Here is a 13,709-nt window from a genome sequence, read left to right on the forward strand (position 1 = left end):
CTTTGGATGTCCGGGAGCTTACGTTCGAGGTGAACCCCGATGATGTGAATGCAATATTTTTGCAGGATCTCCATTCCCTGGGCGTGACGAGGCTGAGTATGGGCGTGCAAACATTTCAGGCGGACTTCCTGGCGTTTATGAACCGGGCACATTCCCGGGAGGAGGCGCTCAACTGCATGGAGCTTCTTCAGGCCTCCGCTTTCGACTCCTATACCGTGGATCTTATCTACGGAAATCCGAATCAGAGCCTGGAAGAGCTGAACAGCGATCTGGATCTGCTGCTTGGATTTAACCCTCCGCACGTTTCGGCCTATTCACTGACGATAGAACCTGAAACCCGGCTGGGCAAGCAGGTTGAACTGGGACGTATTGCACCGCCGGAAGACGACAAGGTTGCGGACCATTTCGATTTGATTAATGACCGGCTGAAGGCACAGGGGATAGAGCGCTATGAAGTGAGTAACTACAGCAGGCGGGGATGTGAAGCTGTGCACAATCGCAGCTACTGGCGGCACCGGAATTACCTGGGATTGGGTCCGGCTGCCCACTCGTTTTGGTGGAACCAGAAGGCGGTTCGATGGGAGCAGCAGCGCAATTTGCGGGCGTACCTGAGAGGGGAGGACATCCGCAGCGACCCGGAATCGCTTACCATGAAGCAGCTGGCCGAGGAGCGCCTGATGATGGGACTTCGAACCCGCGAAGGTGTTACCACGGAAGAGCTGGACAAGCGATATGACTACCGGCTTAACAAGCGACAGACGTCCTATCTGGAAGCCCGGGAAGAGGAGCAAAAAGTTCGTTTTGATGCGTGCATACAGCTGACTGACAAGGGCATCCAAATTGCGGATGCGATTATCCTGGATCTGATTACGCTTCATTAACGGCTCACTACAGCTTTTCCAGGTAGCGCTCATTGCCCAACAAATTCATATACCGTATCACCCAGTCGCGGCGCTGGAGCATATATCCGGAAGGGTTTGCCAGGTTATAGCGCCGGGGAGCGGGCAGGGCCGTCACCATGAGCGCGCTCTGTGCCCTGGAGAGGCGGGCGGGAGTGGTATTGAAATACCGCGCCGCCGCTGCCTGAACCCCATAGACGCCGTCGCCGAACTCAGCAATATTCAGGTAGACTTCAAGGATGCGTTTTTTAGGCCAGTACAGCTCAATCAGCAGGGCAAAGTAGGCTTCAATTCCCTTGCGAAGGTAAGATTTGGCCGGCCAGAGAAATAAGTTTTTGGCGGTTTGCTGTGTAATGGTGCTGGCACCCCGTAGATCGTCACCCCGCTCGTACTCTTCCAGCGCTTTTTGTACGGATGAGACGTCAATTCCCCAGTGGTTGGCAAAATTTTGATCTTCCGAGGTTATGGCGGCCATTTTGACGTGGGACGAGATCTGGTCCCAGTCCGTCCACTCATAGTACAATGCAAAGTCCTCCTCCCCGTTCCACCAGGCGGACACCGACCGCTGCATCATGAAAGAGGTCGCCGGGGGGGTGATCCAGCGCATGAGGAGAACGGAAATGATCGAACAGATTACCAGGATCCCGAGGACTTTAGCCGTCCACCTGAGGACATCGGAACCGTATCGTTTAAGATCCTTTTTCATAACCCGTTGTTATCTACAGGTGGTGTGATTGCCCCAACCGGCGGGTCGGGAAGCGATAAATAAAAATCTGACTACCCGCTTCCGTAAACGTCCAAATAGTGTGCTGTTTCTTGGCCGGCTCATCTTTCACTGCTCACGGGGTTGCTACAAACAGCAGCAGATCGCCCTGGTCATAGGTTATTTCAACGGGACGTCCCACCACCCGGTTTGAAGAACCATCGCGCACTCCATTTTCAAGCGCTTCCTGTTGAAGCGGGTACTGGAGTCCCGTCGTGGTAATTCCCGTCACTTTTCCGGAAAGCGGGAAGAGAGAAACCTGCGTTCCGATCCCCATTGCTTTGCGAAAGGAGCGGGGGATAAGCAGTGTTTCCCCGAAATCATCTTTCATGCGGACCTGTTTAAAAACGCTGTTAAACTGTTTGAGTACGGATAGATTTTTAAGGGTATGATCGAGGCGGTGTCCCGTCGCGCCCAGTATTGTGATTTGCTCCCCGCCTTTGTCCCGGGCCAGCTTGAGCGCCTTCTCGAGGTCATTGGCCTCCTGGTCGAGCCGGCGGATGACCTCTAAGGAATGTGTGGGATCCGGTAGAAAACTGTCGAGGTCCCCGATAACGACATCGGGATCAACCCCCATGTTCAGGGCAATATTTCCCCCGCCGTCGGCGGCAATAAGGTAGTCTGTGCTTTCATAGTGCTCCCTGAAAAGACGTTCAGAGGGCGGGTTGCCATTGCACAGGATGAGTATGGATTTCATTATGGTTGTATATTTGCGTTGACCGGTAAAAGCGACAGAGGAAATATAATACGTAAAAAAGACTAAGATTTTAACCCGAAAAAAATATTGCTTTCTTCGAAGCTATGTACCATTTTAATAAGCTTATTTTTTGCGGTCTAATCCGTTGTTATGTTTGAAGAACTCATCCAAAAATTAAAACAGCATCGCACCGTGGGCGTGTACTCACATATACGTCCCGACGGAGACTGCATCGGTGCGCAGGTCGCTACCTGCCTGTGGTTGAAGAGAAACGGTATTAACGCCCATGCCTTCAACGACGATGCAGTCCCCCTGAATCTACAGTGGCTTGCGGAGTTTTTTCCCATACAGCAGCCCAGTGAGAAGGTGCTTAAAAAGTGTGATGCCTATGTTGTACTGGATGGGAATTCGCCTAAGCGGTTCGGCAGCTATTCGGATTATATACAGGACGATCCCAAGCCTACCTATATGGTGGACCACCACCCGGACCCCCATGACGGATTTGAGTTTAGTATTTCCGTGGAAAAAGCTTCCTCGACCTGTGAACTTATTTTTCATCTCTTTTTACAAAATGATGTGACCCAGGTTGACGGCCAGGTGGCAAAGGCGCTTTATACCGGTATTTTGACGGATACCGGATCGCTGCAGTACGACAGTGTTACGCCTGAAACCATGAATATTGCCTCGGAGCTGTTGCGACTGGGTGAATTCCGGCCCAATGAAGTGGCTGAAAAAGTGTTTTCAAACAAGAGTTTAAATCAATTGCACCTGCTCAGCAGGGCGATGGGTACGATTGAATTGTTTGAGGACAATCAAATTGCCATCATGTACGTTACCGAAGAAATGCTCCAGGAAACCAATACCACCAATGATGATTGCGAGGGTTTTGTAGCCTACCCGCTGAGTGTGCGCGGTATCAAGGCCGCCATCTTGTTTAAAGCGCTGGGTGACGGTGTGAAGATGAGCCTGCGATCGAAAAGCGATGACGTGGATGTCAACAAATGGGCACGTGAAATTGGTGGAGGCGGTCATAAAAAGGCATCGGGTGCGTGGCATCCGGGTCCGCTTGAAGAGACCATCAAAGAAATTGTTGAAATTGGCTCTAAGCAACTGGTAAGCATAGATAAGTCGTAATACCAGATACTTTGAGACGGATGAAGCATCCAGTTTACAGTACCGTTCTTCCACTATTGTTTCTGCTTTTGGGCGCGGGGTGCACCGATGCCCCCCGTCAAAGTGATACCCTCATGCAGCAACGGAACCCGGTTACGCAGGCGGCGGGTACGACGATATCCTCCTCTTCGTCCCCGCAGTCATCGTCCGCGGCACCGGATGAAGATGAGGATGTTCGGGCCGGACAAAGCGTTTCCGTCCGGCAAACCACCACATCATCTATTGACAACAGCCGGCGTACGGCTATCACCCGGGCGGTAGAGAATGTGAGTCCCGCCGTCGTGAGCATTACGGTTACGGAAGTTGTGCAAAAAGGACGCCGAGTGGGATTTGACCAGTATTATAACCGTTTTTTTTCGGTGCCGATCGAGCGAGAGGTCAACAGTATGGGATCGGGTTTTATCATCAGTGAGGAGGGCTTGGTTGTGACTAACCAGCATGTGGCCGGAACGAATGCCAGAAAAGTGGTTATTTCCCTGCCCGACGGCGAACAGTATGATGCCGAAGTGTTGGGCACCGATGAGCTGGCCGATATTACACTTCTCAAGATGGAGGCTGATCGTATGTTCCCAACCGTGGAATTTGGCAATTCCGACAGCGTAATCGTGGGGGAATGGTCGCTGGCGGTGGGAAACCCGTTCGGGCTTTTTGAGTCGGCCCAGCCTTCGGTTACGGTGGGAGTCGTAAGCGCTGTCAACCGTGATTTTCGGCCGAACCCCAATGAACCCCGCGTATACGTGGATATGATTCAAACCGATGCCGCCATTAACCGGGGGAATTCCGGGGGACCCCTGGTTGACAGCGAGGGGAAGGTTATCGGGATCAATACGTTTATTTTTACCGGCGGCACCAGCGGGGGATTTGTGGGACTGGGGTTCGCTATCCCCAGCAACCGGGTACAGAAAATTATTCGACAACTGGTATCGTCGGGTGAGGTGCAGCTGCCCTTTGATCCCGGTTTTACAACCGTAGAAATGACCTATAAGTTGATGGCTGAATATAACCTCAGGGGTTTTCCGGGGCTTTTGCTGGTTCAAAGCGTCAACAGAGACGGGCCGGCTTACGAGGCGGGCATAATGCCGGGCGATATCATCCTGAGAATCGGCGATGAGCGGGTGCAAAGTAAAATGCATGCCCAGGCGCTATTCAGAGAGTATACGGAAGGCGATTCAATGCGGGTGGAGCTGTTTCGCAAGGGCAATCACTACGAAACCAAGATGTACCTGCGCAAAAAGGTGAAAGAATAAATGGACGTAAGCAGCCAGGGCCTCAGGTTATGGCCGCTCTAAAAATCGCTGTACCTGCTCCTGATGCTCTTCGCTTTCCCAGCATTCGGCAAAAGCATCCAGTTCTGCTGCGATGGATTTCCAGCGCGCCTGCGCCAACCGCAGGGCTCCCTCTTTGAGATTTTTGATAAAAGCACGGTCGTTATGGGAAAGCTCCCGGGCCCATTCGAGCGTTTCTCTCCGTAGCTGTCCCCGTTCCGCCACCCGGTCAATGAGTTTGTGACGCAGAGCCTCCCGGGGAGGAACAATGGCTGCTTTCCCCAGCCAGCGCAACGCCGTTGCCCGGCCTACGCGTTCGACGAGCCGGGTTAAGCCGCCCCATCCGGGAGGCAGGTGAAAGTCGGACTGCGTAAATCCGAAGGAGGCGTCCGGCGAGGTGATCCGAAAGTCAAAGGCCAGCATCATCTCGCATCCGCCGCCAAAGGCCGGGCCGTTAACGCAGGCAATCGTCCAGCAGGGCAGCTTCTCGATGCGCGTCAGGATACTGAGCATGCGCCGGGCCATTGATTTGGCTTCCTTTGCGCTTTTAAGGGCATGAAATTCCCGGAGATCTCCACCGGAGATAAAGGTTTTTTCTCCCGCGCCCCTCAGAATAAGGCATCGCGTGTTGCTGTCGGATTCGATGTCGGTCAGCAGGGTCTCCAGTTGCTGCATTACCCGGAAGTTGATGGCATTGCGGGTGTTGGGACGATCAATGACGGCTTCGCAGATATTTTTATTATATTCGACTTTTAGTGTATTCACTGTTAGATTGGGAATTGATTTAGAAATTGTACAATGCAGTCGTAAAGAGGAATCTATATGTATCTTGTCAATAAAGAAAAGATAAATCAGTCGCTTTCGACCAAAATTGTGGATGCGCGTGTCGCACAGGTTTTTAATTCTTTTGAAGGGGTGCTGGTCACATCTTCATTCGGGACGACCTCGGCGGTCCTTTTGCACCTTGTGAGCCGGATCAGGCCAGGCCATCCGATCTATTTTATTGATACCGGCTACCATTTTGAAGAAACCCTGGTGTATAAAAAACGGCTGACCCGCCTGCTGGACCTGAATGTTATCGACTTGCGTCCCGATCCCCGCCGGCATGCGGTTACACAGCAGCAGCTTTGGAGTCAGGATGCCGACCGGTGCTGCCGAATCAATAAGATTGAGCCGATCACAGAGATTAAGGAGAAGCACGATGTCTGGATGTCGGGGCTGATCGGATTTCAAAACAGGCATCGCAGTACGCTCCGGATTATAGATAAGCAGGAGGAGATGCTGAAGTTTTACCCGTTGATTGACTGGGACAGCTCACTGGTCCGGGAATATATTGTGGGCCACGGACTTCCACAGCATCCCCTGAAAGAAAAAGGATATCATTCGGTCGGGTGCACGCACTGCACGGCGGCCGGGGTGGGGCGCGATGGCAGGTGGAGCGAGCAGTCTAAAACAGAATGCGGACTGCACCGGAAATGAGGAGATCAGATATCATCAATTTCGTACTCAATCTGCTGCTTTTTGGAATTTTTGATGAGCCAGTGCTGGTATTCTTCATTGCCTTCCTGTTCGGTTAGCTGCAGGGAAATAACACAGGGACAGTCGTAGCTGTGGAGTTCTTTAACCCGTTCGGTGAGCTCTTTCACGTTATGGTAAGGGGTTTTTGCAATGAGAATGGTTTCCTGGTCTTCAATTAGTTCTCCTTCCCACTGGTAAATGGATTCCATGCCATCTACAATATTTACGCAGGCTGCGAGTTTTTCTTCAACAAGTGAACGCCCGATAGACTTAGCCTCCTGCTTGCTGCCGGTTGTAATATAAACGAGACGAAGATTAAAAAACATAATACAATATTAGCGCGTTAGGTTTCTGTAAACGGTTTAAGCTACAAAAATACGCGATCGTCTCATAGTATTATCCGCAAGTCAGTCGGAATTATTTATGTTGAAAAAAGAGCAAAAAAGCTGTAGTTTTCGTGGCTCTGAAACCCCCGTAAATAACAGGTGGAGGAGGTTTAGCGTATAGCGAGAGTGGCGGAATTGGTAGACGCGCTAGATTTAGGATCTAGTGCCTTTAAGGCGTGGGGGTTCGAGTCCCCCCTCTCGTACATATTGAAACCAACTATTTTTGAATTTCTTACCGTTCTAATCTAAATACTTTTTGGAGTAACTCCGTGGAAATAACCGTAAATGATATTACCTCTGTAGACAAAGAAATTGTAATCTCTGCCCAGCGCGAAGACCTGGAGCCGAAGTTTAAAGAGGCTTATAAAAAATACCGGGGACAGATTAATATGCCCGGTTTTCGTCCCGGCAAAGTGCCGCTGAAGATCGTTCAAAAGCGATTTGGTGACGAAATAGAGCAGGAAGAGATTAGTAAATATGTTCAGGAGATCTTTGAGGAGGAAGTTGTTCCGGAGCACGATCCGATAGGGGAAAGCGAGATGCTGGACCTGATCTGGGAAAATGATGAACTTGAGGCTAAATTTAAAATAGGAGCCCGTCCCGATTTTGAACTGGAAGATCTGAGTGAGGTTACCGTTGACCGCATGGTACATGATGTCACGGATGAAGAGGTGGAAGAGGAAATTAATCGCCAGCTGGAGCAGCAGGGCAACTGGGAAGAGGTCGAGGAAGAGATCACGGAAACCAGCAGGGTTACGGTTGACGCTGTACCGCTGGAAGATGGCGAGCCGGATGAGGAGAATGCGGCGGAAGAGGTCATTGACCTGAACAGGGAAGAGTCAGAGCAATTTCGGGATGAGCTGGTCGGGCACGCCATCGGCGACAAAGTGGAAGTTGAGATAGGTCATGACGATCATACCCACGATTTCCTGCTGCTTGTCAAAAAGGTCGAAAAATTGCATAAGGCTGAGCTGACGGATGCGTTTGCCAAAGAGCAGAGCGACGGGGAAGCCAAGAATACCGATGAATACAGGAGCCTGGTCAAGAGTCGCATCCAAAATTACTACGATCAGTCAGCGGATGATCTTTTTAAGAACGATGTGATCGATGAGCTTGTTGATAAACATGATCTGGAGGTTCCGGACGTATTTCTGAGCCAGGTTAAAAACCAGTTTGTGCAGCGTGTTCAGCAGGAATCAGGGGGTGACTTGCCGGCTGATTTTGATGAGGAATCATACAAGGAGAATATCCACGATCGCGCGCTGCGTGATGCCAAGTGGTTTTTTCTGAATGAAAAATTGCAGGAAAAATTTGACGATATTGAGATAAAACCCGAAGATATAGATGAGCATCTGGAAATGCAGGCTGCTCAATACGGCGTTACGATCGACCAGATGCGAAATCTTTTCGCACAGAACCCACAACAGCTGGAAAGTCTTCGCAACAGCATCCGTGAGGAAAAAGTATTTGATAAGCTGAAGGGTGAAGTAGCGATCAACGAGATTGACAAGGAGACCTATCAGGAAAAACACGATGAGAAAGTGAACGCCTGACAGCTCTTCAACCATTATTTTAATGAATGTAATTAAGTCTTATTTTTTAAACAGATTATGAACAAGCAACCTTTATACGAAGTACCTGATACTGAAAATGCAGACGTTTCCCGGATTCAAAACAACAGCCTGGTGCCCATGGTGGTTGAGAAGACCGAAAGGGGCGAGCGCGCTTTTGATATCTATTCGCGTCTGCTTAAAGACCGGATTATCTTTTTGGGAACGCCGGTTAACGACGCCGTAGCAAGCTCCGTCGTTGCCCAGTTGTTATACCTGCAGGCCGAGGACCATGAAAAAGATATCAACCTGTATATTAACAGTCCGGGCGGCGTGGTGTCTGCCGGCTTTGCCATTTATGACACCATGCAGTATGTCACCTGTGATGTTGCGACGACCTGCGTGGGAATGGCTGCCTCGATGGGCGCGGTACTCCTGGCCGGCGGAGCTGAAGGGAAACGCAACCTGCTCCCCAATGCCCGGGTGATGATTCACCAGCCGCTCGGAGGCGTTCGCGGGCAGGCCAGTGATATTGAGATTGAAGCACAGGAGATTCTTCGGATCAAGAAGCTCATCAGCAATGTTTTGGCGAAGCACTGCGGTAAAGATGCGGAACAGGTCATGGAAGACTCCGATCGCAACAAGTGGATGAGCGCCGAAGAAGCGAAGGAATACGGCCTGGTTGACAATATTATGAAGCGGGATAAAAAAAAGGAAGAAAAGTAATTTTCAATACTTCAACTGAAGATTATGAGTGACAAGGAACAACATAACAACGATAATACTATTCACTGCTCTTTTTGCGGCCGGTCCAGCCACGAAGTGAATAGTATGGTTGCCGGTCCGGACGACGTGTATATCTGCGACCGCTGTGTAGCCGATGCTTCCGGCATTGTGAAGAGTGATCTGGCATCAATGTCTAAAAAGCGCGAAAAGAACTACCAGCCGCTGCTCAAGCCGGCAGAGATAAAAGCCAAGCTCGATGAGTATGTCATCGGGCAGGAAGGAGCTAAAAAAACACTCTCGGTAGCCGTATATAATCACTACAAGCGTATCACCTCGGAACTGCAGGATGAGTTTGACGACACCGAAGTGGAGAAGAGCAATATCATGCTGCTGGGACCCACCGGCTGTGGTAAGACCTTGTTGGCCCGTACCCTGGCCAACATCATTGATGTACCTTTTACCATTGCCGACGCGACGGTGCTTACCGAAGCCGGCTATGTGGGCGAAGATGTGGAAAGCATTTTATCGAGCCTGCTGCAATCGGCGGATTATGATGTCGAGCAGGCCCGGCGCGGCATTGTTTACATCGACGAGGTGGATAAAGTCGCTCGCAAAAGCGATAATCCATCAATAACGCGCGATGTCTCCGGGGAAGGCGTTCAGCAGGCACTGCTTAAGATTTTGGAAGGTACGGTAGCTAATATTCCGCCTAAAGGGGGACGAAAACACCCGGAACAGAGTTTTATCCAGGTGGACACCTCGGATATTCTGTTTATCTGCGGCGGCGCTTTCAGCGGACTGGAGGAAGTGATCTCGCGGCGCTTGTCGGTGAGCTCGCTTGGTTTCCATTCCGAGGAACAGGTGACGTTTGATCGGGAGGATCCCGATATATTTACCTATGTGGAGCCACAGGACCTGCAGAAGTATGGATTGATTCCGGAACTGATCGGTCGCCTGCCGGTCATCTCCGGCCTGCATCAGCTTTCCAAGAGTGCGATGATTAAAATTTTGGTACAGCCCAAAAATTCGCTCACCAAGCAGTATAAAAAACTGTTCCAGATGGAAGGAGTGGAGCTTATTTTTGAGGAAGAGGCGCTTGAGCGTATCGTAGAAAAGGCGCTTAAACGGAAAACCGGTGCGCGGGGACTCCGTTCTATTATGGAGTCGGCTATGCTGGATATCATGTTTACCCTTCCGTCGATGAAAAATATCGAGCGTTGTGTGATTACGAAAGAAACGATCGATAATGATGCGCCTCCCGTCTACGAGAAGAGGAAAGCTTCCGCATAGGATCTTATTTTAAAAAAAGTACAAAAAGGCATCATCATTCGGTGATGCCTTTTTTATTTTGTAAAATACAGACGTTAGTCAGGAACTGTATGATAATTAGCCTGAGCGGGCTTTATGAAACCTCATATTACGTCAAACCGAATTAATATAGCGCTGATAGGGCTGTTTGTTTTGTTGGGCATCGGTTCGTTTGCCTATAACCAGTACCTGGTCACCCGCATTCTTCAGCAGGAACAGTCGGGGGTGGAGCTTTGGGCCAAGGCGATTGAATATACAAGCGATCCCACGCAGGAGGAGATCAGCCAGAGCCTGCTGGAGGCAGTGGATTTCCTGCGCAGGCGGTCGTCCGTTCCGGATAGTATTATTACCCTTATTGAAGACGCTGAAGCCGATCGGGCTTCGCAGACGTTTGTAACCCAGGAAATAGTGCTGAGTGAAGATCGTTTCCTGGTACCGCGTATTATTGTGGATGAACGGGGCGAAATTATTGTTGCTAATCATGTGGAAGAAGAACAGAACCAGGATTTAATTGAGGAATATGCTTCCATGAACGACCCGATTGAAATTGTGCTGGGTGACGAACAGTACTCCCAGAGGCAGTATGTATACTATGGAGAGAGTCCCACCGTCCGGTACCTCCGGTATTTTCCCTATATCCAGCTCAGCTTGCTGGCGCTGCTGCTGGGCATCGGCTGGGTGAGCTACCGGACGATCAGCCGTTCGGAGCAGTCAAATTTGTGGGTCGGTATGACCAAGGAGGCGGCCCACCAGCTGGGAACGCCGTTGTCCAGCCTGTACGGGTGGGTCGAGCTGCTTCGGGAGGAGAAAAAAGATGATTTTACCCAGCGTATCTGTAATGAGCTGGAAAATGATATTACGCGCCTGCGGGACGTGGCCGATCGCTTTAACAAGATCGGATCTGAGCCCGAGTTAACCTACCAGCGGCTGGAGCCCATCGTGCAGGAAGTGGTTCATTATATGGAGCACCGGCTGCCCCAGCTGGGCAAACATGTGGATGTTTTGTGCCAGCTGGACTCAGGAATACAGGCGAAAGTAAATTCTGATCTTTTTCAATGGGCGCTGGAAAATTTAATCAAAAATGCGATGGATGCCATCAAATCGACCGCGGCGAAGGCGCAGGTGACTGTCAAGCTGTATCGCATGGAAAATGAGGTCTTCATCGATATTATGGATTCAGGAGTCGGGATTGAAAAGAAGTTTCAAAACGAGATTTTCAAGCCGGGCTACAGTACAAAGAAAAGGGGATGGGGACTGGGGCTCAGTCTGACAAAACGCATTATCGAGGGTTATCACGATGGGCGGCTGCTTATTCACGAAACGGAAGTGGGGCGGGGGACCACCATGCGCATTATTTTTCCCGTCGACGCTATTGAAATAACTGAGAAGGCCAGCTCTTCTACTGCCGACAAGGCTGATCCCGGGATTTAATCCCGTATTCCCCGTGCCACCGGTGAAAAGTAGCTCGTTCCGTGCTTGGCTTGTATTGGGTATTGAAAAATACTTCTTGGGTTTTCAGAATCCTCTGAAAGTGTAAAATACGGGGGAGAGGGAAAGCTGAACTCTGACCCTAATCCGGCTGGTAGCCGCGTTTTTTGGCGTATTCCATAAGCTGGGCCTTCAGCAGGTTTCGCCCCCGGTGCAGGCGCGAGCGAATCGTCCCGATCGGAACATCCAGCATGTTGGCAATTTCTTCGTAGGTAAACCCTTCTACATCGCAGAGCAATACGACCGTGCGGAAATCTTCGGGAAGCTCATCAAGCGCATTCGAAATGTCATCATCAATAAGCTCGCGAAACATTTTATCTTCCAGGTCAGACGTATCGGTGCGTTCGGCTCGTATGGTTTCGTAGAAGGTGGAAACTTCGTCATAATCGACCTGGCTTGGCTTTTTTGACTTCTTCCGGTAATTGTTGATGTAGGAATTTTTTAAAATGCGAAAGAGCCAGGCCTTGGCGTTCGTTCCTTTCTCATAGCTGCTGAAAAAACGGAAAGCCTTGACAATCGTATCCTGTACCAGATCCTCGGCATCGCTGGGATCAGAAGTGAGGCGCAGCGCAAAATTGTACATAGCATCCAGATGGGGAATGATCTCTTCCTCAAAATCTTCCTGTTTCTGAATTTCTTCCGTCGTTAATTCGGCCATCCCACTAAGTTCGTTTTTGACTGCCAAACAATTTACGATTAAGGGCTGTTGACTATATAGTCATTAACCCTGTTTTACGAATATCGGGCTCGATGGTTTCACTCAATCTTTCTTTGAATATAATATCAAATTTGATTCTAAAATCTAAATCGGTTTCATTAATGAGCCTCATAGGTAAAGTAAATGTTTAACTAACATATCAATTATTTGTGAAGCTTTCTTAAAGATAGTATAACTATTTACTTTTTTTAATGAAATAGAAGGGATCGTTGTGTCGTACGGGTCCTTCGTTCGGCCCGTTCTCTCGTTGGATGTGGTTGCCAATGAACGTCTGCAGTGGCAGGTCAGTAAAGTTCATTTGGGGGTGGTGTGATGACTTCCCGAATCTACGCAAGGAGACTTCTATTATCTCATTAGGACACACTTGATGGGTAAGTACCCTATATAGAAGAAGATTCTGAATCAGTCGGCCCACCGTGTCCCGAACGTGTTATAGGAATACGCTGATTTTTTTCAAGGCCGGAGGGCGGCTGGGATCGCGATATGGAGTCCACATGTAAAGATTTCAACGGACCGACAACGTCGACATCGGGCAAAAGAATGATTATACAAAGTTCTCTTAGAAAACAATAACCATCAGGTCATAAAGAGCGTGGGTCCATGCGGCCATACCAAAGCCCCGCCACACATAAATCGCGTTAAGTGCCAGCCCGAACAGAAAACGAAACAGAAAGGAGCCAAGCGTAAAAGGATCGCCCATGGATCCGACGTAATGTACCAGGCTGAAGATAAGTGCCGCCAGCAGGATGGCCAGTATATAGGCGATATTTTTTTTGGAAAAGAAATGCTTAAACAACCATAGCAGGGCAGATACCAGGATAACCCGGAAAAAAAGTTCTTCATACAATCCGGCGCCCAGCGACAAAGCCATTTGTTGGAGCAGTGAAAGACTTTCGCTAGGAGACACCTGCGCCATCTGCAGGAGATTACTGACGGTAATCGTAATGAGAACAGCGAGCAGAAAGGCATAGACCGAAGCCTCAACCAGCATCGTCATGAAGTAGCTGAATTTGAGAGAGGCAAGTTTTTTTCGTTCTCGGTATAGGATATAAATTCCGGTAAGGGCGACGAGGATAAGAGTGATCGAAAGTACATCCTGGCTGAAATAGGCGAAGAGGGTTTTAATCCATATATCAACAGAAATCCGCACAATCTGCTCGCTGTCCGGTTGCGAGATAAAAATCAATACCTCATATAAAAGCAACAGCGGCAGGCTGA

14 protein-coding genes and 1 tRNA gene are annotated in these 13,709 nt (G+C 49.7%); 9 read left to right on the forward strand and 6 right to left on the reverse strand.

The window, feature by feature from the left end:
• The coding region (locus ACESLU_RS05935; protein ID WP_372636507.1) for a coproporphyrinogen-III oxidase family protein at nt 1-881 on the forward strand (881 nt) is incomplete at its 5' end.
• A 7-nt stretch (nt 882-888) separates the two neighbouring features.
• Here ACESLU_RS05935 and mtgA read toward each other — a convergent pair.
• Together mtgA and ACESLU_RS05945 are read right to left on the reverse strand one after the other, a co-directional pair.
• The gene (mtgA, locus tag ACESLU_RS05940) at nt 889-1,605 is read right to left on the reverse strand and encodes a monofunctional biosynthetic peptidoglycan transglycosylase (RefSeq protein WP_372636511.1); all 717 of its coding nucleotides are present in this window, start codon (nt 1,603-1,605) and stop codon (nt 889-891) included.
• Between the two features lie 133 nt (nt 1,606-1,738).
• Nucleotides 1,739-2,359, reverse strand: coding sequence for a thiamine diphosphokinase (locus ACESLU_RS05945; RefSeq protein ID WP_372636514.1), 621 nt, complete (start codon nt 2,357-2,359; stop codon nt 1,739-1,741).
• Nucleotides 2,360-2,509: 150 nt separating this feature from the next.
• Here ACESLU_RS05945 and ACESLU_RS05950 point away from each other — a divergent pair, with 150 nt between their 5' ends.
• On the forward strand, nt 2,510-3,493 hold the full coding sequence (locus ACESLU_RS05950) for a bifunctional oligoribonuclease/PAP phosphatase NrnA (RefSeq protein WP_372636517.1): 984 nt from the start codon (nt 2,510-2,512) through the stop codon (nt 3,491-3,493).
• Between the two features lie 20 nt (nt 3,494-3,513).
• Nucleotides 3,514-4,779 (forward strand): S1C family serine protease, encoded by a 1,266-nt coding sequence (locus ACESLU_RS05955; RefSeq protein WP_372636519.1) that lies wholly within the window; start codon nt 3,514-3,516, stop codon nt 4,777-4,779.
• A gap of 27 nt (nt 4,780-4,806) precedes the next feature.
• Here ACESLU_RS05955 and ACESLU_RS05960 read toward each other — a convergent pair whose 3' ends face one another.
• Nucleotides 4,807-5,562, reverse strand: coding sequence for an enoyl-CoA hydratase/isomerase family protein (locus ACESLU_RS05960; RefSeq protein ID WP_372636523.1), 756 nt, complete (start codon nt 5,560-5,562; stop codon nt 4,807-4,809).
• A 57-nt stretch (nt 5,563-5,619) separates the two neighbouring features.
• Between ACESLU_RS05960 and ACESLU_RS05965 the strand changes: the two genes are divergently transcribed.
• Nucleotides 5,620-6,276: a phosphoadenylyl-sulfate reductase gene (locus ACESLU_RS05965; RefSeq protein ID WP_372636526.1), complete on the forward strand. Its 657-nt coding sequence runs from the start codon at nt 5,620-5,622 to the stop codon at nt 6,274-6,276.
• Between the two features lie 5 nt (nt 6,277-6,281).
• Here ACESLU_RS05965 and cutA read toward each other — a convergent pair whose 3' ends face one another.
• Complete coding sequence (cutA, locus tag ACESLU_RS05970; RefSeq protein ID WP_372636529.1) at nt 6,282-6,641, reverse strand: divalent-cation tolerance protein CutA; 360 nt, start codon at nt 6,639-6,641, stop codon at nt 6,282-6,284.
• A gap of 180 nt (nt 6,642-6,821) precedes the next feature.
• On the opposite strand from cutA, the gene ACESLU_RS05975 reads away from it, so the two are divergent.
• The 5 genes from ACESLU_RS05975 (at nt 6,822) to ACESLU_RS05995 (ending at nt 11,716) form a co-directional block, all read left to right on the forward strand.
• Nucleotides 6,822-6,904 (forward strand) — tRNA-Leu (locus tag ACESLU_RS05975).
• Between the two features lie 66 nt (nt 6,905-6,970).
• Nucleotides 6,971-8,254, forward strand: a complete 1,284-nt coding sequence (gene tig / locus ACESLU_RS05980) for a trigger factor (RefSeq protein WP_372636532.1) — start codon at nt 6,971-6,973, stop codon at nt 8,252-8,254.
• A gap of 57 nt (nt 8,255-8,311) precedes the next feature.
• Entirely contained in the window at nt 8,312-8,977 is a 666-nt protein-coding gene (gene clpP, locus ACESLU_RS05985) for an ATP-dependent Clp endopeptidase proteolytic subunit ClpP (RefSeq protein WP_372636535.1), read from the forward strand.
• Nucleotides 8,978-9,001: 24 nt separating this feature from the next.
• Nucleotides 9,002-10,267 carry an ATP-dependent Clp protease ATP-binding subunit ClpX gene (clpX, locus tag ACESLU_RS05990; RefSeq protein ID WP_372636537.1) on the forward strand — a complete coding sequence of 422 codons (1,266 nt, stop codon included), beginning with the start codon at nt 9,002-9,004 and terminating at the stop codon, nt 10,265-10,267.
• Nucleotides 10,268-10,381: 114 nt separating this feature from the next.
• A complete protein-coding gene (locus ACESLU_RS05995) occupies nt 10,382-11,716 on the forward strand; it encodes a sensor histidine kinase (protein WP_372636541.1) in 1,335 nt (444 codons plus the stop codon).
• A 139-nt stretch (nt 11,717-11,855) separates the two neighbouring features.
• Here ACESLU_RS05995 and ACESLU_RS06000 read toward each other — a convergent pair whose 3' ends face one another.
• A complete protein-coding gene (locus tag ACESLU_RS06000; protein WP_073067425.1) occupies nt 11,856-12,431 on the reverse strand; it encodes a sigma-70 family RNA polymerase sigma factor in 576 nt (191 codons plus the stop codon).
• A 619-nt stretch (nt 12,432-13,050) separates the two neighbouring features.
• Nucleotides 13,051-13,709: type II CAAX prenyl endopeptidase Rce1 family protein (locus ACESLU_RS06005; RefSeq protein ID WP_372636544.1), on the reverse strand; the 659-nt coding region annotated here is incomplete at its 5' end.

Source organism: Fodinibius sp. (assembly GCF_041642155.1).
Classification (GTDB): Bacteria; Bacteroidota; Rhodothermia; order Balneolales; family Balneolaceae; genus Fodinibius.